The sequence below is a fragment of the bacterium genome, from assembly GCA_019637795.1.
Lineage (GTDB): Bacteria > Desulfobacterota > Binatia > HRBIN30 > CADEER01 > JAHBUY01.
On the sequence record JAHBUY010000002.1, the window covers coordinates 1 to 22758 of the forward strand.

A 22758-nucleotide genomic window follows, 5' to 3' on the forward strand; every position below is an offset into this window, starting at 1 on the left:
GTGACGCGAATCCGGTCCTCGGTTTCATGGTCGCTGATCACCAACTCTGGCACCGAGACGTCGATATCGGCAAAATTTTGGAAGAGTCCCTGGACAGTCTTGGCCCCTTCGGTGTCGTAGTGATTGATCCACGTCCTAGCCTTGAACAGCCGCCGTTTGGCATCGGCGTTGACAGCAGCACCGAGGATTCTGTCGATCGAGTCGGATTGAAGAACAATCACGCCTGGGCGCTGCGCCGCTCCTTCGCCGAAGAACTGTTCGAGAGGTTCGGCGTCTGACGGAGACAGGTCCGCCCGGGTATCGTTGATGGCGCCTTGCGCAGTCGCGGGCGAGAGGTTTGCCCTAAAGCCGGCAATTTCGATCTTTCGAGGCCGTGGCGTCTCATTGTAGTAGCCGCTCAGCGCCGCCCGAAGATCGACCAACGCGGAGCGCGCGTACGTCTTGCTCAAGTCGCCGGGCGACGGGTCGCCATAGAACTCCTCTCGCACGGCTTTCTCATCGAGCTTCCGGCCAGGCTCTAGGTGAGCTGCGTGAAGCAGATAGAGGAGCAGCTTCCTTCGACGATGCGCCTTTCTGAACTTGTGGTGTTCGCTGATCCTTGAGAACTCCGCGAATGCCGTGCGCGGAAGGAGAGCGGCCACAGCCTTTTCGTGTTTTGAGTCCGAGTCAACGCGAACGTTCTTCCGAGCAGTCATCGACACCACCTTGCTGCGGGCCGGCTTAGTGGTGCGGTCACGGCCGTGTCAACGGGTCGGACCGTGAGCAACGTGCCTAACGTGTCTCACGTTTGCGGACAAAAATGTTCTGCAGTTTCAGCGCCTTAGCTGGTACAGCATTCTCCAACAACGCTGAGTGAGGGCGTTGAACAAGGAGGTTCGACATGGCGGTTCGCACGATCTTCATCAATGGCCAACCCGTGGTCGCGACCGACTACGGCAGCGGCGGCTGTACGATTCAGACGCCGTCGGGACCGAAGACCTTCTGGCCCACCAACTAGGGCCGTACGTACACCTCCGCCGGCGGCAGGGCTTGTGGCCGCCGGCGGAGCAATAGGAGGAAACTCAAATGTGTGAGTTCGAAGGCCTTCATTCCGAACCGAAGCTCGATCCATGCGTTTGTGGAGCGTGCCATCGTTGCCGGAGTCGCCACGGTCGCGTGGCGCTCCCCGATCCCGCATGGGAGAGCCAATGGCCGTGAACTGTTATCCGTGCCCGTGCTCCTGCCACCAGAGTGACTGGCAGCACCGCGGCCTTTCCGAAGGACCCCGCCGCTTCCCCTGGATTTCGGGAAACCATCCATGTCCCCGCTGCTATTGCGGCCCATCACCGGTGAGGCGGTGAAGGCCGCGCGATCGCGGAGGTTGCAGAAAGGTAGAGATGAAGCGCCGCCGGCGTTATGTAGCGCTCGGGCGTGAACTCAAGCGCTATCGTCAAGGATTCAAATTTCGGCAGGATTGGCTCGTTGATGGCATTTATGGCCACAGCGCGTCCGCTCCGCTCTGGCGTAGTCTCGAGCGAGGAGACTTCCGACCGGATCGTGACAAGCTCATCCGCATACTCGTCGAGAAGTTTGATCTCACCGACATCGCGGAGATAAACCGGCTGATGAGGCTTGCTGCCTACGAGGGCCTGACTCCGAATGAGGCATCCCGGCTCCTCGGGAACCTTGTGCGGGCGGCTTCGTAGTCAGCGGCAATCCGGCCAGACCCCCGGGCCTATCCGACACCCATCCCCGCTCAGCGTGGCTCGCTGGTTGCGCGCCTGAGCGCGGGTGAGGGTTACCCACCCCAGAGCGCCGGACGCACCATGACGCATTCTGGGGGCTGACAGCAGCTCGGCCAACCTCCGTTCGGGGGTTCTGACGCGAGATATACCGTGGCGCGAATGGGGGCAGCGAGAAAAGCCTTGCCGGCCAGACGATCGGGGTCCTAGAACCAACAAGGCCGTCCGGGCGGTTGCTCGGGCGGCCTTGCATCACTTCGGGCAGTTTGGAGCGTCCCCGCTTGAACTGCACGCGGAGTATAAACCGCACGCGATCCGCGGCGAAAGGAATTTCATGGGACGGCCCGATGACCTGAGTCGCGATCTCGCGGATTGCCTCGAAGGCCTTCGCAAAACCCTCGCGGCAGCAACCACCCACGACGACGAAGGCGAAGCCGCGCCCCCTGCTGGATCAAGGGTCGTTCAACTTCCTCTCTGGCCGGAAAGCCGCCGCGCATCTCCCAATGCCATCTTCCGCTCTGCGCTGTTTCCCGCCCTCAACTTTAAGGAGGGCCGGCCCGTATTGAAGGGTCGCGTCCTCGCGTCGGTCGCCGGCATCAAGGTGCTCTTCACGGGCGAGCGATTCGACCAATCCGATCTCGACGTCTACCTCGAGCTGCTGCATCACGCCCGCTTCCATCCCCTCGGCACTGAATGCGCTTTCTCCGTCTATGGCATGCTGAAAGCCCTTGGGCGACATACGGGCAATCACGATCACAAATGGCTCCACGGGGTGCTGATACGCCTCTGCGGCGGCGTGGTGGACATCACAGACCAGCGGAAGCGTTATTTCGGGACGCTGATCCATGGCGGCTTCACGGATGAGCTCGCCCGGCACTATCGCATACGGATCAACACGGAGTTCGCGGGCCTGTTTGGATTCGGGATGTGGGCGAGTATCGACCGCGCGCAACGCCGCGCTCTCGGCAGGAATGCGACCGCGAAGTTCCTTCACGCGTACTATTCGACCCACGCGAAGCCCGGCCCGCATCGGTTCGAGACGCTGGCTGCGATCGTCGGTCTCAATAACTCGAACAGGCGCCAGCAACGGGCGACGCTCCTAACCCGGATTATTCACGGTTACTAAAGTAGAAAGCCACCGTGCACCTCTGAAATCTGCTACAGACAAGGGCTGCGAGACTCTTGATCGAAGCAGAGAGGAGGAGCGGCGGTGGCTACAGAGTGTCGTAGCGGATCGGGATTCCAATTCCAATTCGCACCGAAGCTGGCGGTGGCATTCGATGGGGGTGAGATCACCAGTGATGCGGGCTTGGTGCTGCTGCGGGAATTCGATGAGCGGGTCGGGGTGACGGCAGCATTGCCGACGTTGATCGCCGACCCGCGCGACACGCGGTTCACCGAGCACGAATTGCTGACGCTGCTGCGTCAGCGGCTGTATCAAATTGCCGCCGGCTACGAGGACGCCAACGACGCGACGGCGCTGCGGCGCGATCCGACGCTGTGCACGGTGGCGGCGCGCGGCCTGACCGCGTTGGCGTCGCAGCCGACGCTGTCGCGCTTGGAGAACGGGGTCGCGTGGGAGTCGATCCGGCTGCTGGAGACGCAGGGCACCGAATGGCTGTGTCGCTATGAACCGCGCGGTCCGCGCGACGAGATCATCCTGGATGTAGATTCCACCGAGGATCCGACCCACGGCCAGCAGCCCTTCACGTTCTTCAATCAGCACTACGGCGGCTACATGTATCACCCCGTGCTGATTTTCGACGGGCGCAGCGGGCTGCTGCTGGGCTCGCGGCTGCGGCCCGGCAACGCCATGGGGAGCCGCCAGGTGATCCCGCTGCTGCGCCCGTTGCTGGCGCGGCTGCGCGGCCACTTCGGTCCCGCCCAGCCGCTGGCGCTGCGCGCCGATGGGGAGTTCGCCAAGCCCGATCTGCTCGCGTATGCCGAGCGCCACGGGCTGCGTTACGCGATCGGCTTTGCCCGCAACTCCAGACTGCAGACCCTGGTGCAGCCGCTGTGCGAGAAGGCCGAAGCGCTCTGGGAACGGCGCGGGGCGCGCGTGCGGCTGTATGCCAGCTTTTCCTACCAAGCCCACAGTTGGCACCGCCCGCGCCGCGTGGTGGCCAAGATCGAACGCACCGCCGAGGGACGGAATCTGCGCTTCGTGGTGACCAACCGCCGCGGCCGGGCTCAGCAAATCTTCCACTGGTACGAGCAACGCGGGCAGGCCGAGAACTACATCAAGGAACTCAAGAACGATCTGGCCGCCGATCGGCTGTCGTGTGCGGCCTATCGCGCCAATGCCTTCCGGCTCCAACTGCATGCGTACGCGTACAACCTGGCAGTGCTCTTCCGCCGCCGCGTGCTCGTCGGGACCGAGCTGGCCCGCAGCACGATGGCCACGCTGCGCGGGCGTCTGTTCAAAGTGGGCGCCCGCGTTCACCGCTCGGTGCGCCGGGTGTGGTTCCACCTCGCCAGCGGGTGGCCGGGGCAGGCGCTGTTTGAGCGCGTCCTCACCCACATGGCCCCCCTCGGCGCGCCGGGATAGCCGCACGCCCCCGCCTCCCCCTCGCTGAAACCTCGCTCGCCGCGGCGCCCCGATCGGGGCGCACGGCGGTGCTATGTCCGTGCGCGGGTCGTCCGCGCGCTTCTTTGATCTCATCGCGTCTCTCGGGATCATCCGCGGTCTACCTACGACCCGCACTTGCCGCTCACTGACCCGCTACACCCCGCTCGCCGCTCTGCCGCACCTCATCTGGCGCCCTTTACGCCTCGAACACTGGCCGCGCCGTCGAAAGTGTGAATAATCCGGGCTAAAGGCCCACGAACTCCTGGCGGCACCGGCTGTGGGATTTCTCCGAAGCCATACCGTTTCACCGGATGGGCTCAGTGTTCGCGTGAGCCTGAATCCGACCGCGGGACAGGCGCGCCACCTCGCGCGGCGGCAGCGTGCAACGGGCAATGGCCGCGGCGGGCGCCGAGCACGGGATAGCGTGGACGCCGCCACGGGATAGCATGGACGCTTTGACGGGATAGCGTGGACAGAATCACGGGATGGGATGGACGGGTGAAACGCCAAGTTTCCCAAGTGACAGAGTAACTTAGGTACAGATCATCTAGCCGATAACCTATTATAACCTGCTATAACCGGAAATATGCATCAGGCTACGTCCTGCGTCATGGCCAACAAGGGGGCTCATTGCCGCCCCCTCTGGCCGTCGCTGAGGCGACGACCATTCACCCCGCTAGGATGGTTGAGCCGAAATGATGTCAGGGTCGTGACCACCCCCGGCAGGGCTTCTCTTTGCCACCTCTCTGCAACCTTGTTCGGGGTCGGAGCGAGAGTCACAATCGACGGCGATGATGGGGTGGGAGGCGGCTGTGGGGACGGGGGCAATCGGGTCATGGCAAGTCGACCGTCAACAGCGGCACATCTCGACAATGGCGATCAACCTCGCGTGGGAGACGCTTCGGGCGTGCCCAAGCCCTATCTCTCGGTCGCCGAGCTTTCGCGCCTGACACCCTGGACCGAACAGGCGATCCGCACCATGATCTCCAAGGGGATCTTGCGCTGCGACGAGCATTTCTTCTACGTCGGCCGCCGCGCGGTCTTCAAATGGGCGGCGATCGTGGCCTTCATCGAGGGGAGAATCTCCGCGCCCTCATCGGACCGCCTGCCACATTATCGGGACACGCTTAATCGTGGGAGCAAAGCCTAGAACGAAACGGACCTCCTGCTCGGTGCAGACGACCCCCGGAGGGCTTCTTCGCTTCCGGTTCCGGGCGCTGATCCCCGGCGTCGGCCCGCGGTACCTTTCGGAGGCCACCGCCCTGCCCGATACGCCCGCCAATCGGGCCCGGGTGAAGCGGCAAGCCGAGCTGATCGGCGCGGAGTTGCGGCTGGGCGTCTTCGACTACCTGAAATGGTTCCCCAACGGGAACCGCGCCACCCACTTCCTGGCTGCTAGGGCAGGCCCGCCCGACGCGGTGTCGACGTCACAATGGACCGTGCGGGGCTATTACGGCGCCTGGATCGAGCGGAAGACCCCGCCCCTGGTGCGCGCCTCGGCGGAGCGGGACTATCGCTGCCACTTCTCCAACTACATCCTGCACGCGCTGGGCGACGTCCTGATGGCAGAGCTGTCCCTCGGCCACCTCGAGGATCTGCGCACCGCGCTGCGCAAGCGGGAGCTTTCGGACAAGAGCATCCGGAACGTCATTGACGGATCGCTGCGCGCCATGTTTCGCGACGCGGCCGACGAAGAGATCCCGGTCGGATTTCCGTTTCCCAAGCTCCGCTGGCCGGAGAGGATCGTGCCGGGCCCCTCCCCCTTTAACGCCGAAGAGCGGGATCGGCTGCTGGCCTACTTCCGCGCGAAGAGCTGGAAGTTCGGCGGCTTCAACGATTCGCGGCCTCACTACGCCTATTTCGCGTTCCTCTACACGCTTTTCTTCACGGGGATGCGCCCGTCCGAAGCGGCGGCCCTTCGCCTCCACAGCGTCAATCTGGAGGCGCGGACGATCTACGTGGACCGGTCCCGCCACCTCGGCACCGAGGCACCGCCGAAGACCCAACGTGCGCGCCGCACGGTGCGGCTCACGCCTGGAGCGGCCGACGTTCTGACTCCGCTCGTCGCGTTCGAGGCCGCGCCCGACGACCACCTCTTTCTCAACATCCACGGGGAGCCGATCGAGCAGGCCAACTTCTACGACCTCTTCCGCGATGCGCAGCGCGCCCTGAAGATGGCGCCGCTGCGGGATCTCTACTCGACCAAGGACACGTACATCTCGCTGGCGCTCACTAACGGCGTCAGCCTGCCCTGGCTCTCCGAGCAGACAGGCGTCGCTGTGGCGACGATCCTGAAGCACTATGGGCGGTTCATCCACTCAACGCAGGCGGACGATCTTGAGCTGTCGAAGATCGGTGATTCCGCCGAGCCTTCGCAGGGAAATTCGGAGCAGTTTGAACACCGGTTTGAACACCGGGAAGGCCCCGAGAAGCCAACTCCGCGAATTTCCAAGAAAAGGAAAGCGTCCCCGACGGGATTTGAACCCGTGTTGCCGACGTGAAAGGCCGGTGTCCTGGGCCGGGCTAGACGACGGGGACGTGGCTGGTGGCGCGTAGCGGTCTGCGAGCGAGCTATGCGAAAGGGCGGGCCGAATCAACCCGGGCCGCTGCGCCACCAGAGCCAGGCGATGGCGAGCGCCGAGGTCAGGACGGTGATCGGGACGCCGGCGCGCGCGTGCTCGCGCCAGCCGATGGCAATGCCCAACCGGTCGGCCTGGTCGACGACGATCAGGTTGGCGATGCTGCCGACCAGCAACAGGTTGCCGGCCAGCGTGCTGGCGAGGCCGAGGATCGCGCCTGCCTGCTCGCCGTTCGCCAGCGGCAGCAGGAGCATCACGGCCGGCACGTTGGAGACCAGATTGGAGAGCGCCACGGTGACCGCGAACAGCCACCCCGGCCGCTGCAGGTCGACCATCCCAGCGGCCAGCCGATCGCGCAGCACCGCCAGCAGACCCGACGCGGCGACCGCGTGGTTGACGATGAAGAGCGCGACGAAGAGCAGCAGGAGCTGCCCGTCGACCTGCGCCAGCAGGCCCCGCGACGCGGTGCGTCGGCTGACCAGCAGCACCGCCGCGCCGGCGAGCGCCAGCACGTCGCGCTCGCCGACGCCGGCCACGAAGCCGACGATCAACGCCGCCAGCACGGCCAGTCCCTTGCCGCTCTGCCAGACGTCGAGCCGCGGCACCGCAATGGCCCGCGACGGCTCGGCGCCCTGCCAGCGCCCGCCGCTCTGGCGCGCGATCACCCACCAGACGACGCCGAGGCCGAGCAGCGCCGGCACCGCCGCGTCGGCCAGGTAGCCGGCGAACGACAGGCGCAGCACCTGTCCGATCAGGATGTTCTGCGGGTTGCCGATCAGGGTCGCCGCCGAGCCGACGTTCGCCGCCGCCGCCAGGGCGAGCAGGAAGGGCCGCGGGTCGAGTCGGCGGCCGGCGCAGCCGGCGACGACGATCGGCGCCATCGCCAGACAGACGACGTCGTTGACCAGCACCGCCGAGAGCAGGCCGGCGCTCAGCACCAGGATGGCGAGCAGCAGCGGCGGCGACAGCGCCGCGGTGGTGATGCGGGCGGTGAGCGCGGCGTAGAATCCGGCCTGCGCCAGTTGCCCCGATACCACCATCAGGGCGAACAGCAGCGCGATGGTGGCGACGTCCACCGCCTGCCACGCCGCCGCGGCGCCGAGCGCTCCGCCGGCGACGAGGGCGATGGCGCCGAGCAACGCGACGCCGGTGCGGTCGAGCCCCGTCCCCGGCACGCCGCCGACCAGCATCCCCAGGTACACCACGGCGAAGACGGCGAGGACGAGCGGCATCGCCCCGCGTTCTCGACGAGGCCCGGCCGGCGGTCAACGGCGGCGTCGGCGGCGGCCCCGCCCGGGGGTCACGGCACGACGCGGATGATGATCGAGGCGGGCGGCCCCGGCTGACCGAGGATGTCGGTGATCCGCACCGTGACGCGGGTGTCGCCGAGCGGGAAGGCGATCTCGGAGCCGACGCCGAGCGTCGGGCAGAACTGCACCCGCGTCGTGCTGACGACGAAGCTCGGGTCCTGCTGGCGGTTGCGCGTGCACGCATCGCCGCTGGAGGCCCGCGCGTTGAAACGACAGCTCAGATCGTTGATCGCATTCGCCGACGCCTGCGAGCCGCCGAACATCGGCGGGTCGGTCGCCGGCACGCCGCCGATCGGTGGGTCCGGCCCGTTGTCGCACACCTTCGTGCTGCCGTTGCCGAGCGGCCGCGAGACGACGATCTGGAGATTGGGCAGCAGGTTCGGATCGCTGAGGCTGGAGTTGAATGTCGTCTGTCCGACCGCGCGATTGGACGGCCCCGGCCGCGCTTCGACGTAGAGGAAGAAACCGAAGCCGAGTGGACGTTCGAAGATCGGCGTGCCGTCGGCGGCGGTGCCTGCCGCCTGCGTGACCTGCCCGTCGGCGCGCGCCACCCCGACGGCGTTGATCAGGGGGCCCACGCTCGCGAAGGTCGGCGTGATCGTCGGCGTGGTCGTGCGGGTCGGCGTCGCGGTGCCGGTACGCGTCGCGGTCATGGTCCGCGTCACCGTGCGGGTGGCCGTGTCCGTGCGGGTCGCGGTGGCGGCTGGGGGGCCGGTCGGCGTGTACGTCACGGTCCCAGTCGGCGTCCGGGTCGTCGTCCGCGTCGGCGTCGCGGTGAAGCTCGGGGTGCGGGTGACCGTCGGCGTCCGGGTCGTGGTCGCGGTCGGCGTCTGCGTCGGGGCCGGCGAGCCGGTCGCGGTGCGGGTCGAGGTCGCCGATGGCGCCACGGTCGCCGTGCGGGTCGCCGTCGCCCCGATCGGGACGGTGGCCGACCGCGTCGCCGTGGCGGTCGCCGGCCGCGTCGCGGTGGGTGTCGCGCTCGGCGAGGCCGTGGCGCTGCGCGTCACCGATGGCGTCCGAGTCGCCGTCGACGTCCGGGTGGGCGTCTGGGTCCGCGTCGCGGTGAGGGACGGGGTGCTGGTCCGGGTCGCGGTCGACGTCACCGGCGGCGTCGCGGTGCGGGTCGGCGATGGGCCGGCGGTGTTGGTGTCCGACGGCGTCGCCGTCGCCGGCTCCGGCGTGGACGTCAGGCGGATGGTGCGCGTCGCCGTGCGGGTGACGGTCGGCGACTTGGTCGCCGTCGGCGAGATGGTGGTGGTCGGCGTGCGCGTCGGCCGGGTGGCCGTCGGCGTCGCGGTGGGCGGCTCCGTCCGCGTGCGCGTCGGCGACAGCGTCTGCGTCGGCGTGCGCGTGCTCGTCGGCGGCGTGCCCATGGTCGCGGTTTCGGTGGGCGGACCCTGGGTCGCGGTCGGCAGCGCGGTGTCGGTCGCGCTCGCCGTCCGCGTCGCCGTGGCCGTCGCCACTGTCGCCGTCGCGCTGCTGGTGGCGCTGCCGGTGGCGGTCGGCAGCGGCGTCGCCGTCGATGTCGACGGCGCGGTGGCCGTGGGCGTGGCCACGAGCGTCGCCGTGGCCGGGGCGGTCTCGGTGGCGGTGGCGAGGGGCGTCGCCGTCGGGCTCGCGGTGAGCGACGGGGTGCCGGTCGGCGACGGACTGATCGTGGGCGGCGTCGCCGTCGGGCTGGCGGTCGGCACCGCGATGCAGCCGGAGAGGGCTCCGTTGACCGCCAGGATGAGCTCGTTGAGCGCCACGGTGCGGTCGCCGTCGGCGTCGAACGAGGGACAGCTTGCGAGCGGCAGCTCCCCCTGGGCGATCGTCACGCCGATGATCAGCTCGTTGACGGTGACGACGCCGTCACCGTTGCAGTCGCCGACACAGGGCCCGAGCAGGACGTCGGCGCGCGCCGCGGGCGCGGCGGACGCAGCGGACACGGCCAACACCGCCAGCATCCTCAGCAACCGCCGCCACCGCCGGCGGAGCCGCCCGCCCCTGCCTCTGCTCGGCAGGCATCGCTCGCCGCACCTCACCACCTCGTAGATGTGCAGACCTGGCGCTTTGCTGCAAGACTACGCATGCCGCGTGGCACGCGGTGGTGGCGGGCGGACGCGCGTTCGGCACCCGCCGCTGGCGGACGACGCGCCCGGGGCGCCCGCCCGGCCCTCAGAGCTGGGCGTCGGCCTGGCGCGGTCGCCCCTCCGCCGCGCGCGCGCCCAGCGCCCCCTCCTGGCGGGTGTCGTGGTACTCGCGCAGCAGGGCGCGCAGGTCGCTCGAGGGTCGCCAGCGCGCCGGGCCGGCGCCGGTCACGGCGCCGCAGAGCATCCCCATGGCGCGTGCCGAGGCGCGTCCGTTCTCCAGTTGCCAGCCGAGGGCCAGCGGCACGGGATCGGTCGTCGGCGCAGCGGCGCAGACGCGGTTGTGGACCAGGGCCAGGCAGTAGCGACGCAGCTCTCCGTTTCGCATGCGACTCCCTCGTGTGGCGGATTTGCGCTGGGAACCGTGCGGTACCTGTGCAACCGATGTGCCGCGGCGCCGCGGGCGCCGCCGCGCGAGACGTCGCGGCGGGCGCGCATCCGCCGCCGCCACCCGATCGTCGCTTCCTCGTGCCATATGCCTGTCGCGACGACGTGCCCGGCGCGCCGGCGTCCGCGCAGCTCCACGTTGCGCATGACCGCTCGCGCGCCACCCCAGTCCGGGTGCGCCGTCCCCCCTCCCCTGTCTCTGGTTTCGCTTCGACCCGCCGGGCGCGGCGTGTCACTCCTCCGGCCCGGGATCGCGCGCGAAGCCGCTCCGCCGCCGCGCATTCGGCCGACTGCGCGGGATGTGATCCGGCGACACGTCCTGGGCGCGCAGCCGGAGCAGCGCGCCGCGGACCGCCTTCGGCTCGAGCCCCAGCGTCTCGCAGACGACGGCGAACGAGAACACCGATCGCCGCTGACGGCTCAGCACCCACTGCTCGGCTTCCATCCGGGCCCTGGGCTCGCGGCTGAGATAGGCGCGGATCGCATCCTCCAGCACCGCCAGCATGAGGGCCTTGGTGCCGGTGTAGGGCGCCGTGCGCGCCTCGCCGCCGCCGACGCCGATGAGAGCGGCGATGTCGTCGCTGGTCACGGGCCAGGCGTGCTTGGGATCGAACTTCGACACGGGACGGTTGACGTGGGGCTCCGGCCGCGGCGACCGCTGCCCACCCCCTCGCCAATGCTCCGATTCGCGTCGGCGTATTGCCAGCGCTTTTTCAGTTCGCTCAATCGAGGCGCATGCGAAATTGCACGATCACGCCGAGATCGCCTTCGGCGTCGCGCAGGTTCATCGGCACCCCCACGCCGAGGGCCAGCGGCAGGCGTGGATGCAGCCACTGCACGCCGGCAATCCCGTAGTACCCGAACTCGCTGTCCTCGCCGCCCTCGAGGCGGAGCGTGAAGCGATCGATCGGCCAGACCACCGCGCAGCGGAAGCCGCGCTGGGCCGAGTAGAAGGCGCCGAGCGGCTCGAGCGACCGGTCGCCGAGGTTGACGCTCACCGCCGGCAGATCGCGGCCGACGCCGAAGGCGGCCTGCACGCCCACCAACTCGCCCGTCGGTTCGCCGCGCCGCTGGCGCAACGGAATGCCGTGCTGGTTGACGAAGCCGACGATCGCGTCGACCGCCGGCGACAGATCGATGCCGGCGCGCCGCGGCGGCCCCTCGGCCCCCGGCATGCCCGTGGCGTCGCGCCCGATCTGATCGAAGCGGTCGGGACGGCCGGCGCGCCACAATGCGCGCGACGCCTCCGCCACCGGCATCGCCAGGCGCGCCGCGTCATCGCCGGCCGCGCCCGACGCCCCCGCCACCAGGAGGGCGATCGCACTGCCCCATCGCGACCAACAGCAGGACACGGCACGACTCCCCTGCCACCACGCTCCGCCCGGGTCGCGGCATTTTCAACCGCGATGTCGCATCCCTCGCCGCTGAAGGCGGGTCAGCGACGGCGGCGCGGCGGACGCGGCGCCGGTCGCGCCGCGGCGAGCAGCGTCTGGAGGTCGTAGTCGACCAGCTCGCCGATGCGCTGCAGCGTCACGTCGGGAATCGCGCACCTGGCGAAGGCGTCGGGATCGAGCGCGTAGTGCCCCTGGCGCGGGAAGACGGTGGTGACGCGTTCGCCCCAGCTCCGCTTCACCGCGTCGAGCAGGCGCGGCTTGTCGTCGACCATGATGTAGTGCTTCGCCGGATAGCGGCGGGCCACGTCGGCGAGCTCCTGCTCCTTGTGGATGTACACCAGGATGTTGCCGTCCACCGCCTCGAAGATCCCGGCGCGGTGGATCTTGCGCGGCTGGAAGACGACGTCGCCGTCCGAGAGCACCACCGCCGGTCCCCAGCGCTTGACGTGCGCGATGACGTCGAGCGAGCCGGGGTAGAGGCGGTTGGCAAACGGATAGTCGATGAGAAACATCGACAGCGCCAGCAGGTGCGAGTCCTGCGGTTGCTCCAGGCGATAGCGCTGCAGCGCGCCCAGGTAGTCGGCGTAGCCGAGCTCCCCCCGCAGCTCCTCGAAGATCTGCCAGTAGCGCGCCTGGCGCTGGCGGCCGACCTCGGCCGTCAGGTGGGCGCGCAGATCGGCGGTGACGGCGTCGTTGTCGAGCAGCGTGTTGTCGATGTCGAGGAGGGTGACGACGGAGGCGCGCGGCATGGCGCCGTTCTACACGCCGCGCCCACGGGCGCAAGGCGGTTCGGTGGACCGCGCCGCCCGCGCCCGCTAGAAAGCCCAGCCCATGACGATGCGAGCGACGATCCTGACCGCGGCGGTGATGGCCATGGCGGCGGGCTGCGCGGCGAGCGGCCCGATCGCGGCGCGCCTGGTGCGGCCCGACAGCGGCGCGCCCGTGGCGATGGCGTACCGCTCCCAGCGCTTCACCAACAACGGCACCCTGACCGCGACCCTGCCCGACGGCGAGCGCTTCAGCGGGCCGTACCTGCAGGTGACCTCGGACGTCAGCGGCGAGGCGCTCGATCCGTACTGGGGCGGCTGGGGCGTCGGCTGGGACGGCTGGACGCCATGGTCCGACGACTACGGGCCCTGGATCGCCGGCGCCGACATGCCGACCTTCATCCGCAACTACAGCGGCAAGGTGATCGCCAGCCTGCAGGGCGACCGCGGCGGGCGCATGCGCTGCCGCTTCCGCCTCGCCGAGCCGGACCAGGGCATGAGCGGCGGCGGCCTCGGCGAGTGCGAGACCGGCAGCGGCGAGCGCATCAGCGCGACGTTCTGACCCACCCACGGCGCGCGGCCACGCCGGCGTCATGCGGGGTGGGATTCGCGCTACCGGCAGGTGCCCTCGAGGCCGGAGATCCAGTCGCGGATCACGCTCACCGCCTCGCCGTGCACGGTCTGGCGGCCGAGCTCGGGCATGGCGATGCCGGGGGCGATCGATTCCATCCGGTAGACGAGGATCGAGCCGTCGGGATCGCCGGGCAGGATGTCGACCCTGCGCCCACCCGAGCCCTGCCCGGCGGCGACCGGGCCCTTGCAGACGCCGAGGCGGGCCGGGGTGTCCTCGTGGATGTCGAGGTAGAGACCGGAGGTGCGCGCCAGGCCGCTCGGGTTGTGGCAGTGGCCGCAGTTCACGTCCAGATAAGCGCGGGCCCGCTGCTCGAGCGTGCCGGCCCCGGGGTCGTCGAACGACGGTGACTTCGGCGCCTCTTCCGGGCTTGGGGCGCCGGTGAGATAGCCGACCTCGGTCCACCGCCGCAGCTCGTTCTCGACCGCATCCCCGTAGTCGTAGTCCTTGTTGAGATTGCGCGCCTTCGGGCCCAGCGGTCCGAGCACGTCGTTGTGCTCGGCATGGCACTCCTTGCACTGGTTGGTGTTCGGCACCTGGAAGGTGATCTGGAAGCGCGATCCGTCCGCCTGCGGGTAGTCGATCGGCACGCGGGCGCCGATCACCCGGCGCCGCGCCTCGCTCCGCTGGTCGTTCCACACGTAGGTGATCGCTTCCCAGCCGGTGCTGCGGCGCAGCAGCAGCCGGGTCTCGATCAGTCGCTCGCCGAGCGCCGGATCGCGCTCGTCGACCGGGAAGGCGAAGGTCTTCACCAGCAGCGCGCCGACCGGGAAGGTGAAGCTCTCGCGCGCGCTGTAGGTCGCGCTGGTGCCGGGCGGCAGGTACACGAAGCGGTGCTTGCGGGCGTAGTCGGAGAACAGCGGCGTATTGAGGTCGAACGGCAGCAGCCCGGCGTTGGGCTCCTGCGTCGCCGGATCCCGGAACAGCCGGTAGCTCGAGAGCAGCTCGCAGAACGGCTGCGTCGGATCGACGTTCACCCCCTCTCCCGGCGGCACGGCGCAGCGCGTCTCCGCGACGGCGACGGGCGTGGCGGTGGCGGTCGGCGTCGGGCTGGCATCGGGCAGGCAGATGCCAACGGCGCTGTTGACGCCTGCCAGCAGCTCGTCGATCGACACCAGGCCATCGCCGTTGCGATCGAAGGCGCGACAGGCGTCGACCGGCGCGGCGCCGAGGGCGACGTTGACGCCCATGATCAGCTCGTTGATCGGCACGCTGCCGTCGCCGTTGCAGTCGCCGACGCACGCCAGCGCCGGCGCCGCCGCCGTCAGCAGCGCGGCGGCGCAGAGGGAGACGAGACGCCGCATCGCCCTACTTCACCCCCGGAATGCTGACCGGCGCCAGGCGCGGCAGGCCACAATTGAACGGGGTCGGGTCCTTGCTCACCATCGGCGCGCCGCCGACCAGTCCGGGGATGTCGAGGTTGACGAAGGTGCCAGCGGGATCCTGAACGCAGAAGCGCAGGGCGTCGGGCAGCGCGCCGCCGACCAGCTTCGCCGGGTCGACGTCGCCGTCGTAGGCGATCTGCGGCACCGGCAGGCCGCCGACGAGTTGCACGAACACCGCCGTCAGGTCGCCGAGATCCGGGTCGGTGCCGCCGCCCTGGTAGCTGTTGTCGAGGATGTAGATCGATTCCGAGAAGGGATCGAACCGGGGATCGGTCGGCGCCGGCAGGCCGAAGAACTGCGCCGTATTGAAGCTGATGACGCTGATGGCGTTGGTGTCGTTCTCGCGGATGATGTTGTTGAAGATCTCCACCTGGTCGTTGGCGAGCACGAAGATGCCGGTGCCCGTCGGCACCGCCGCCACCGTGTTCCCCGCCGGGGCGAAGTTGGGGGTGTTGTTGCGGTACACCTGGTTGTCGTGGACGCGCGTGCGCGCCCCGTACACCGCCAGGCCCGGCAGGTTGAAGACCAGGATGCCGCCGGTGTTCGCGGTCGCGACGTTGCCGTGTACGTCGGCGCCGGTGGAGTTCTCGATCTCGATGCCGGCGACGTTGAGCTCGACGACGTTGTTGCGAACGATGATGTTGCGCGACTGGCCGACGTAGATGCCGGCGTCGGAGGCGCCGCGCACGATCGAGTCCTCGATCAGGACGTCCTTGCACTGCACCGGGTACAGACCGTACGCGCCGTTGTCGGTGTCGGCGCCGTTGGTCCACTCGGCGCGCACGCGGCGGAAGGTGACCCCGTCGGCGCCGATCACCTTGACGATGTCGTTCTTCGGCGTGTCCTCGAGACCGATGTCCTGCAGGGTGAAGTCGTCCCCCTGCACCAGCAGGCCCTCGCCGCCGCCCTGCAGGCCGGTGAAGCTGAGGACGGTGGCGTCCATGCCCTCGCCGCGGATGGTGACGTGGTCGACGGTGAGCGACAGCGGCATGGTGATCGGATAGGTGCCCGCGGTGAGCAGGATGTCGTCGCCCGGCTCCGCCTCGAGGAGCGCGGTGAGGACCGCCTCCTCGCCGTCGCCGGGATGGAGGACGATGTGCCGGCCCGTGCCGATCACCACCCCGGACAGCGCGTCGTGCGTGCAGTCCACCGTCGCCAGGTCGGTGGTGATGTTGGCGAAGTTGTTCGGCACGTCGAGGTTGACGAAGGTGGCGCCCGGCTGCTGAACGCACAGGCGCAGACGGTCGGGCAGGACGCCGTCGACCAGGTGGGCGCGGTTGATGTCGCCGTCGGTCAAAATGTTGGGCAGCGGGGTGCCGATCAGGTCCACCAGCGCCGCGAGAATGGCCGACGGCGCGGTGCCACCACCGATGAAGGTGTTGTCGTGGATGAAGGTCCCTTCCGAATAGGGATCGAAGTCCGGATTGTGGGCCGGCGTCTGCCCGAAGAAGGCGGCGGTGTTGTAGCTGATCACGACGATGTGGGTGGAATTGTTGTCGCGGAAGGTGTTGCCGAAGAATTCCACCTGGTCGTTGGCGAGCACCATCGATCCCGTGCCGCTCGGCACGCCGGACACCGACGAGCCCGGGATGGCGAAATTCTCGATGTTGTTCTCGACGATCTGGTTGTTGAAGACGCGGGTGCGTCGGCCGTCCTGCACCGGCGGGCCGGGCAGGTTGAAGACCAGGATGCCGCCGGCGTTGTTGGTGGCGACGTTCTCGTACACGTCGGCATCGGTCGAGTTCTCGATCTCGATGCCGGCGACGTTCTCGTGCACGTTGTTGCGGCGGACGATGATGTTGCGCGACTGGCCGACGTAGATACCGGCATCGCGGGCGCCGCGCACGATCGAGTCCTCGATCAGCACGTCGCGACACTGCACCGGGTAGAGGCCGTAGGCGCCGTTCTCGACCGACGGCCCGCGCGTCCACTCGGCGCGCACCCGGCGCATTGTGACGCCGGTGGCGCCCTCGATCTTCAGCAGGTCGCCGGGGCTGTCCTCGAAGCCGATGTCCTCGGCGACGAAGCCGTCCGACTGGACCAGCAGGCCCTCGCCGCCGCTGGTCTGGCCGCTGAACGAGAGGATGGTCTTGTCCTGGCCCTCGCCCTTCAGCGTCACGTCGTCGACGTCGAGCGAGAGCTGCTGGTCAAGGGTGTAGGTTCCGGCGCGCAGATAGATGGTGTCGTTCGGTTGCGCCTCGATGAGCGCCGCCAGCAGGTCGTCCTGGGCGTCGGGGCCGGGCGCGATCTCGACGCACCGTCCGCCCGGCCGCGGCACGCAGGCGGCGGCCGGACAGCCGTTCAGCGCCGCGTTGACGGCGGCGATGAGCTCGTTGATCGTCACGTCGCCGCTGCCGTCGGCGTCGAACGCGGCGCAGGTCCCGGCCTCGGCGGTGCCGAGCGCGATGTTGACGCCGATGATCAGCTCGTTGATCGCCACCGTGCCGTCGCCGTTGCAGTCGCCGGCGCACTGCGCCGCCGCCGGTCGTGCGGCGAGCGCCAGCAGCGCCGCGCACAGCATGCCCACCCGGGTTCCCCTAGCCCACATGCTCGAATGTCCCATATCGGAATTGTGTACTTGATGGTTCGCCTCAGTGGCAAGGTGGATCGGCGCGAGAGGCGTTGCTCGAGCATGCGCTGCGAACGGCCGGGCAAGGCCCGCGCGGGGGGCATCGCGGCACCCCCTCGCCGGATGTGGACCGCGCCGTCGGGTGGCCGGTGACCGCGGGTCAGCCGTCGACGCGCGAGGCGCCGGTGGTGGCCACCGCCGGCTCGTCGTCGATCAGGGCGCGCAGCAGGCGGACATCGCCCGCCGCGTTCTCGTCGGCGGCGATGTCGAGCACGAGGATCGCCGCCGATTGCAGCGGCTGGCCGCTGGCGAACGCGATGCGGGCGCGCCGCGGGTCGGTCAGGTTGCTGACCATCAGTGCGCCGGCGGCCGCCCGCAGGGGGCGGACGGCGACGGCGCGCAGGCCGGGACCGAGGTCGATGGTGAGATCGACGGCGTAGAAGTCGGCGGGCGCGTCGACGGCGATCGGCACCCGAATCATTCCGTCGGCGGTGCGCCGCGAGACGCGCAGGCGCACCTCGGGCCGACGCCCCGGCGCCACCGCCTGCAGCGCCGCGCCGCCGGCCGGCTGCCAGTTGCCGGTGCAGTCGCCGAACAGGATGCCGAGAAAGTCCTGCTGCGTCTGGTCGGTGGCGAGCGGCTCGTAGGCGATGCCGCCGCGTTGACAGCTCGCCGCGGTGATCGCCGGCTGAATGAGGCGCCGCCCGGCGGCGGCGCTGGCCACCGGCTCGAAGAGCCAGTCCGAGTCGCACTTGGTGGCGACGGCGAAGCGCGACAGGATGCCCACCTGGCGCTGCAGGATGTTGGCGGCGTCGAGCGCGCTCAGCGTGCCGTTGCCGCTCACGTCGCAGGCCAGGCGCTGGCGGGCGTCGAAGGTGCGGATGCCCGCGACCGCCTGCAGCACCCACGCGGCGTCGAGGGCCGAGATCGCGGTCGGCGACCCGAAGTCGCCGACCTTGCGCGGCTCGATGGTGACCGTGCCGGCCGGCATGTCGGTGAAGGCGTAGCCGCCGCTGCTCGACGTGGTGACGCTGCGCGCCGCGCTGCCGGTCGAGCGCACGGTGGCGGCGGGAACCGGGCGCGTGCTGGCATAGAAGCGCACGGCGCCGGCGAGACTCGCCGGCCGCGGGGTCGCCGTCGGCGTGCGCGTCGGCGTCGTCGTCGGCCCCGCGTTGGGATCGACGACGACGACGAACTCGTAGCGCGGCCCCAGGTTGCCGCTGGTGTCGCGCAACTGCACCGCGACCGTGGTGCGGCCGGTCGGGAAGGCGGCGGCGTTGCCGATCTGGGCGCAGAACTGGCGCGCCGTCGACGAGCTCAGGAAGGCGAAGTCGCCGTAGCGGTTGCGCGTGCAGGCGAACTGCGACGACTGCGCGAATTCGAAGCGACACGCCATGTCGGCGAGGGCGGTGGTGACGGCGCTCCCGGCATTGAAGTCGAGCGCCGAGAAGCCGGGGACGCCGCCGAGCGGCAGCGTGCGACAGTCGATCTGCGGGCTGCCGTTCCCCAACTTGCGCTCCGACAGCATCATCATCGACGGCTTGCTGGACGGGTCCGAGATCGCGACGAGGGTGTTGCCCGAGAACACCCCTTCGCTGCCGACCTGGCGGTTCGAGGTCCCGAGGCCGGCCTCGACCACCATCAGGAACTGGCCGGTGGAACGGCGGAACACCCGCCGTCCCTGGGCGTCGATCTCGGGCGTCGGGGTCGGCGTCCGCTGGCAGGAGAACTCGCAGCAGAAGGGGCAGCCGTCCTGGTTCACCGGTCCGGCAAAGCGGACGACCGGTCCGGACTGGGCCGCCGCCATGGTCGCCAGGAAGGAAGCGATGACGATCGACAGGTGGCGAATCGCGCGCACGGGTCGGTGAGTCCTCCGCCGAGGCGCCGCTGCGGCAGATCCGCTGGCCCCTCAGCTACGTGAGACGCTGGGCTCGCTCTCTTTGCTGCAGGGCGTCCGCCCTGACGAGACCCACCCTGACGCCCGTCCGCGTCTCTGGCAATAGCCGAACCCGCCGATCCGGCGTCGGCGCGGGGCGCGCTCGGTCGTCGCGGCGGCCCGGTGATCGGAGGGGGCGCGACCCGCTCGCCCCCTCCGATCGGGCGCCACGCCGGCTCAGGAGCCCGAATCCGTCTCCTCGAGGATGCCGATGCCGTCGGGGAAGTTCAGGCCCTCGTTCATGATCTCCGGCGGCTGCGGCTGGCCGTCGACGAAGCGGATGCGGCGCACCTTGCCGAGATTGCGGCCCGGGCCGATGCCGCGCGACGAGACCTGCAGGCCGATGTCGGCGAAGTAGATCGTGCCGTCCGAGGCGAGGCCGATGCCCAGCGGGTTGCCGGTCTCCGCCGGAATGCCGGGGCGAGGCGGCGACAGGACGCGGCGGACGAACTGGCCGTCGCGGTCGTACTCGGCGATCACCCCGTTCACCACGCTGGCGACGTAGAAGCCGCCGCCGGGGATCAGCACCACGCCGGCGGGCGTCTGGATGTGGCCGTCGCTGGGAATGAAGCGCTCCTTGGTGATGCGCCCCTCGCTGACCAGCGGCGCGCCGGTGCCGTCGACCCGGCCGCAGCCGCCTTCGGCGGTGTCCGACGTCGGGAACTCGCCGCTGTAGCGCCAGACCCCGGCCGGGCTCTCACCGGTGGTGCGGGAGGAGGAGACGTAGACGCGGTCCTGGTCGTCGATCGCGATCTGCTGCGCGGTGGCGATGCCGACGTCCAGCTTGCAGTAGCGGGTGTTCGCCCCGTCCAGCGGCGGGAACCAGATCACCAACTGCCCGGTACCGGGGCCGGCGGCCTGGCTGCCGACATCGGTCAGGAGCAGGCGGCCATCGCTGAGGAAGCCGCAGCCGTAGTTCTCCGCCTCGTCGCCACCCTGCGGCACGGGTTGATAGGTGGGTTGGATGTGGGTGAGCTGTCGCCAGGTGAAGTTCGGAAAGCTGCCGCCGAGCTCGAACAGGCCCCAGCCGGCCGTCGTGTGCTGCTGGCCCTGGTCGGTGTCCTCGCCGGCGATGAAACGCAGCTCGCCCTGCGGGCCGCGCGTGAAGCAGATCTGGCCGTTGATGTCGCGGCCCACCCCCGGCGCGTCGTTGTCGCTGGGGATCACCACCTGGCGCGGAAACCCCGGGGCGCCCTGGTAGGCGAAGAGGCGGTTGTTCTCGGCGCCGAAGACGATGCCCGCGGTGGTGGCGGTCACTGGACAGCCGTCGAGCAGGTAGCTCACCGCCCGGATCAGCTCGTCGATGGAGATCTCTCCGTCGCCGTTGTCGTCGAGCGCGGTGCAACTGCTCACCGGCGCCGCGCCGAGGGCGATGTTGACGCCGGTCACGAGCTCGCCCACCGTCACCGCGCCGCTGCCGTCACAGTCGCCGAGGCATTGCGCCGCGACGCCGCTCGCTCCCCCGAAGCACAGCACGCATGCCATGCCGATGCCCGCCGCCCACAGCTTCAGCATCGATCCCTCCTCGCTGGTCCGTTCCTCCGACAGAAGCACGGCGCCGCGCCGAGAGGCAAACCGCCGGCCGCCCCGCATTGCCAATGCGGCGGCGGCCGGCTAGCCCGGACCCTTCATGAGCTCGCTCCTGCCATGAGCTCGCTGCCGCGAGCGCCGATCGCACGCCATCTCCGGCCGTGCCCGCCCCTCTCTCCTCGCCGGACGGGCGAGTCCGCCCGCGTCGATCGTCGCGGCGCCGGAGCGGATCCGGCGCACGAGCGCCGCTGTCGCGACGCGAACCCATGAATGATCCGGGCCGGGACTCGCGCCTTTCCGCCATGCGCCTCGCCCCGATCGTCGTCGGTGATCGTCTCACGGTGACGCACGTCGACGCCGTCGCGCGCCGCCGCGCGCCCGCCATCGTGGCGCCGGGCGCCGGCGAGCGCCTGGCGCGCAGCCACGCGTTCCTGCAGGAGCTGGCGGCGGGCGACGCTCCCGTGTACGGCCTCACCACCGGCTGCGGGCCGCTCGCCGGCCAGCGCATCGACGCCGCGGCGCGCGCCGCCTTCCAACGCAACCTCGTGCGCAGCCATGCCGTCGCCCTCGGCCCGCCGCACGGCGAGGCCGCCGTCCGCGCCGCGATGCTGGTGCGCGCCCAGGTCTTCGCCCAGGGCTGCTCCGGCGTCGCCCCGGCCACCGTCGACCTGCTGCTCGGCATGCTGAACGCCGGCGTGCACCCGCTGGTGCGCGAGGTCGGCGGCGTCGGCGCCAGCGGCGACCTGGTCGAGCTGGCGGAGATCGCGCTGGTGGCGATCGGCGAAGGCGAGGCCGCGTTCGACGGCCGCATCCGACCCGCTGGCGAGGCGCTGCGCGCCGCCGGCCTGGCCCCGCTGACGCCCAGCCTGCGCGAGGGCCTGGCGCTGATCAACGGCACGTCCTTCCACGCCGGCGCCGCGGCGCTCGTCGTGGCGGGCGCGCGGCGCCTGGTCGCCGCGGCGCAGGTCGCCGCCGCCCTGTCGTTCGAGGCCCTCGGCGGGCATCCCGAGGCCCTCGACCCTGCCCTGCACGCGGCCCGACCGCACCCCGGCCAGGCGGCGGTGGCCGCCCGCCTGCGCGAGCTGACGCGCGGCAGCGCCCTGCTGCGCCGCGACGCCGTCGCCGGCAGCCAGGATGCCTATACCGTCCGCTGCATCCCGCAGATCGTCGGGCCGGTGCTCGAGGCGCTCGACGGCGCCGCGGCGGTGGTCGAGGTCGAGCTGAACGCGGTCAGCGACAACCCGCTGTTCCTCGCCGCCGAGCGACGCGTCGTGCACGGCGGCAACTTCCACGGCCAGCCGGTGGCGATGGCGCTCGATCGCCTGAAGGCGGCGCTGATCGCCCTCGGCGTCGCCGGCGAGCGGCGCATCGCGCGGGTCCTCGACGCCCGCCTCAGCAACGGTCTTCCTCCCTTCCTGATTCGCGGCGACGCGGGCCTGCAGAGCGGCTTCATGGGCCTGCAGTACGCCGCCACCACCATCGCCGCCGAGCAGGCGCTGCTGGCCGCGCCGGCCAGCGTTCGCTCGCTGCCGACCAACGCCAACAACCAGGACATGGTGCCGATGGGCATGCTGGCGGCGCGACACGCGCTGCGGGTGCTCGACGGCGCCCGGCAACTGGTCGCGATCGAGATGCTGTGCGCCGCCCAGGCGCTCGACCTGCGCGGCGCCGAGCGCGCCGGCGCCGGCACGCGCGCCGCGCACGCCGCCATCCGCGCCGTCGCCGCGCCGCTGCTCGAGGATCGCGGCCTGCGCCCCGACGTGGAAGCGCTGGTGGCGTTGATCGAGGACGACGGTGTCGCGCCCTGAGTGTCGTCGCGCAGGGCGCGAGGCGGACCGACGAGCCGGCGAC

18 protein-coding genes, 1 tRNA gene and 1 pseudogene are annotated in these 22758 nt (G+C 70.1%); 8 read left to right on the forward strand and 12 right to left on the reverse strand.

All coding sequences use genetic code 11. The features are described 5' to 3' along the window. The coding region (locus KF840_05370; GenBank protein ID MBX3024324.1) for a hypothetical protein at positions 1-695 on the reverse strand (695 nt) is incomplete at its 3' end. Positions 696-1376: 681 nt separating this feature from the next. Here KF840_05370 and KF840_05375 point away from each other — a divergent pair. The 5 genes and pseudogenes from KF840_05375 (at position 1377) to KF840_05395 (ending at position 6791) form a co-directional block, all read left to right on the forward strand. Continuing rightward, positions 1377-1685: a hypothetical protein gene (locus KF840_05375; protein MBX3024325.1), complete on the forward strand. Its 309-nt coding sequence runs from the start codon at positions 1377-1379 to the stop codon at positions 1683-1685. A gap of 370 nt (positions 1686-2055) precedes the next feature. Beyond that, positions 2056-2847, forward strand: a complete 792-nt coding sequence (locus KF840_05380) for a TrfA family protein (GenBank protein MBX3024326.1) — start codon at positions 2056-2058, stop codon at positions 2845-2847. Between the two features lie 144 nt (positions 2848-2991). Beyond that, the gene (locus KF840_05385) at positions 2992-4269 is read left to right on the forward strand and encodes an IS1380 family transposase (protein ID MBX3024327.1); all 1278 of its coding nucleotides are present in this window, start codon (positions 2992-2994) and stop codon (positions 4267-4269) included. Between the two features lie 1034 nt (positions 4270-5303). Further along, a pseudogene (locus KF840_05390) lies at positions 5304-5657 on the forward strand (DUF3596 domain-containing protein). Between the two features lie 195 nt (positions 5658-5852). Continuing rightward, positions 5853-6791 (forward strand): tyrosine-type recombinase/integrase, encoded by a 939-nt coding sequence (locus tag KF840_05395; GenBank protein ID MBX3024328.1) that lies wholly within the window; start codon positions 5853-5855, stop codon positions 6789-6791. Here the strand turns inward: KF840_05395 and KF840_05400 are convergent. The 3 genes from KF840_05400 to KF840_05410 all read right to left on the reverse strand — a co-directional run bounded on the left by KF840_05400 (position 6754) and on the right by KF840_05410 (position 8832). Next, positions 6754-6828: transfer RNA gene (locus tag KF840_05400), tRNA-Glu, on the reverse strand. The genes KF840_05395 and KF840_05400 overlap by 38 nt on opposite strands. Positions 6829-6883: 55 nt before the next feature. Continuing rightward, positions 6884-8101 (reverse strand): anion transporter, encoded by a 1218-nt coding sequence (locus KF840_05405; GenBank protein MBX3024329.1) that lies wholly within the window; start codon positions 8099-8101, stop codon positions 6884-6886. Between the two features lie 68 nt (positions 8102-8169). Then, positions 8170-8832, reverse strand: a complete 663-nt coding sequence (locus tag KF840_05410) for a hypothetical protein (protein ID MBX3024330.1) — start codon at positions 8830-8832, stop codon at positions 8170-8172. Between KF840_05410 and KF840_05415 the strand changes: the two genes are divergently transcribed. Next, positions 8831-10213, forward strand: a complete 1383-nt coding sequence (locus KF840_05415) for a hypothetical protein (protein ID MBX3024331.1) — start codon at positions 8831-8833, stop codon at positions 10211-10213. The two genes, KF840_05410 and KF840_05415, sit on opposite strands and share 2 nt — an antisense overlap. A 123-nt stretch (positions 10214-10336) precedes the next feature. On the opposite strand, the gene KF840_05420 is transcribed toward KF840_05415, so the two are convergent. The 4 genes from KF840_05420 to KF840_05435 form a co-directional block, all read right to left on the reverse strand. Next, entirely contained in the window at positions 10337-10636 is a 300-nt protein-coding gene (locus KF840_05420; GenBank protein ID MBX3024332.1) for a hypothetical protein, read from the reverse strand. A 291-nt stretch (positions 10637-10927) separates the two neighbouring features. Then, on the reverse strand, positions 10928-11317 hold the full coding sequence (locus KF840_05425; protein ID MBX3024333.1) for a hypothetical protein: 390 nt from the start codon (positions 11315-11317) through the stop codon (positions 10928-10930). A 100-nt stretch (positions 11318-11417) separates the two neighbouring features. Next, positions 11418-12002: a hypothetical protein gene (locus tag KF840_05430; GenBank protein MBX3024334.1), complete on the reverse strand. Its 585-nt coding sequence runs from the start codon at positions 12000-12002 to the stop codon at positions 11418-11420. 128 nt (positions 12003-12130) lie between these two features. Further along, positions 12131-12838, reverse strand: coding sequence for an HAD family hydrolase (locus KF840_05435; GenBank protein MBX3024335.1), 708 nt, complete (start codon positions 12836-12838; stop codon positions 12131-12133). Between the two features lie 82 nt (positions 12839-12920). Here KF840_05435 and KF840_05440 point away from each other — a divergent pair, with 82 nt between their 5' ends. After that, the gene (locus KF840_05440; GenBank protein ID MBX3024336.1) at positions 12921-13418 is read left to right on the forward strand and encodes a hypothetical protein; all 498 of its coding nucleotides are present in this window, start codon (positions 12921-12923) and stop codon (positions 13416-13418) included. 50 nt (positions 13419-13468) lie between these two features. On the opposite strand, the gene KF840_05445 is transcribed toward KF840_05440, so the two are convergent. The 4 genes from KF840_05445 to KF840_05460 form a co-directional block, all read right to left on the reverse strand. Then, complete coding sequence (locus KF840_05445; GenBank protein MBX3024337.1) at positions 13469-14791, reverse strand: hypothetical protein; 1323 nt, start codon at positions 14789-14791, stop codon at positions 13469-13471. A 4-nt stretch (positions 14792-14795) separates the two neighbouring features. Beyond that, positions 14796-17420 carry a right-handed parallel beta-helix repeat-containing protein gene (locus KF840_05450; protein ID MBX3024338.1) on the reverse strand — a complete coding sequence of 875 codons (2625 nt, stop codon included), beginning with the start codon at positions 17418-17420 and terminating at the stop codon, positions 14796-14798. 181 nt (positions 17421-17601) lie between these two features. Beyond that, positions 17602-19299 carry a hypothetical protein gene (locus KF840_05455; protein MBX3024339.1) on the reverse strand — a complete coding sequence of 566 codons (1698 nt, stop codon included), beginning with the start codon at positions 19297-19299 and terminating at the stop codon, positions 17602-17604. Between the two features lie 255 nt (positions 19300-19554). After that, positions 19555-20892, reverse strand: a complete 1338-nt coding sequence (locus KF840_05460; protein MBX3024340.1) for a hypothetical protein — start codon at positions 20890-20892, stop codon at positions 19555-19557. Between the two features lie 317 nt (positions 20893-21209). On the opposite strand from KF840_05460, the gene KF840_05465 reads away from it, so the two are divergent. Then, positions 21210-22715 carry an aromatic amino acid lyase gene (locus KF840_05465; protein MBX3024341.1) on the forward strand — a complete coding sequence of 502 codons (1506 nt, stop codon included), beginning with the start codon at positions 21210-21212 and terminating at the stop codon, positions 22713-22715. Positions 22716-22758 lie beyond the last annotated feature (43 nt).

Excerpts from the sequence above, each read along its gene's own strand:
- KF840_05375 (MBX3024325.1), top strand. The coding sequence starts at position 1,377 with ATGAAGCGCCGCCGGCGTTATGTAGCGCTCGGGCGTGAACTCAAGCGC.
- KF840_05380 (MBX3024326.1), top strand. The coding sequence starts at position 2,056 with ATGGGACGGCCCGATGACCTGAGTCGCGATCTCGCGGATTGCCTCGAA.
- KF840_05395 (MBX3024328.1), top strand. The coding sequence starts at position 5,853 with ATGGCAGAGCTGTCCCTCGGCCACCTCGAGGATCTGCGCACCGCGCTG.
- KF840_05405 (MBX3024329.1), bottom strand. The coding sequence starts at position 8,101 with ATGCCGCTCGTCCTCGCCGTCTTCGCCGTGGTGTACCTGGGGATGCTG.
- KF840_05415 (MBX3024331.1), top strand. The coding sequence starts at position 8,831 with ATGGTCCGCGTCACCGTGCGGGTGGCCGTGTCCGTGCGGGTCGCGGTG.
- KF840_05410 (MBX3024330.1), bottom strand. The coding sequence starts at position 8,832 with ATGACCGCGACGCGTACCGGCACCGCGACGCCGACCCGCACGACCACG.
- KF840_05420 (MBX3024332.1), bottom strand. The coding sequence starts at position 10,636 with ATGCGAAACGGAGAGCTGCGTCGCTACTGCCTGGCCCTGGTCCACAAC.
- KF840_05435 (MBX3024335.1), bottom strand. The coding sequence starts at position 12,838 with ATGCCGCGCGCCTCCGTCGTCACCCTCCTCGACATCGACAACACGCTG.
- KF840_05440 (MBX3024336.1), top strand. The coding sequence starts at position 12,921 with ATGACGATGCGAGCGACGATCCTGACCGCGGCGGTGATGGCCATGGCG.
- KF840_05445 (MBX3024337.1), bottom strand. The coding sequence starts at position 14,791 with ATGCGGCGTCTCGTCTCCCTCTGCGCCGCCGCGCTGCTGACGGCGGCG.
- KF840_05450 (MBX3024338.1), bottom strand. The coding sequence starts at position 17,420 with ATGTGGGCTAGGGGAACCCGGGTGGGCATGCTGTGCGCGGCGCTGCTG.
- KF840_05460 (MBX3024340.1), bottom strand. The coding sequence starts at position 20,892 with ATGCTGAAGCTGTGGGCGGCGGGCATCGGCATGGCATGCGTGCTGTGC.
- KF840_05465 (MBX3024341.1), top strand. The coding sequence starts at position 21,210 with ATGCGCCTCGCCCCGATCGTCGTCGGTGATCGTCTCACGGTGACGCAC.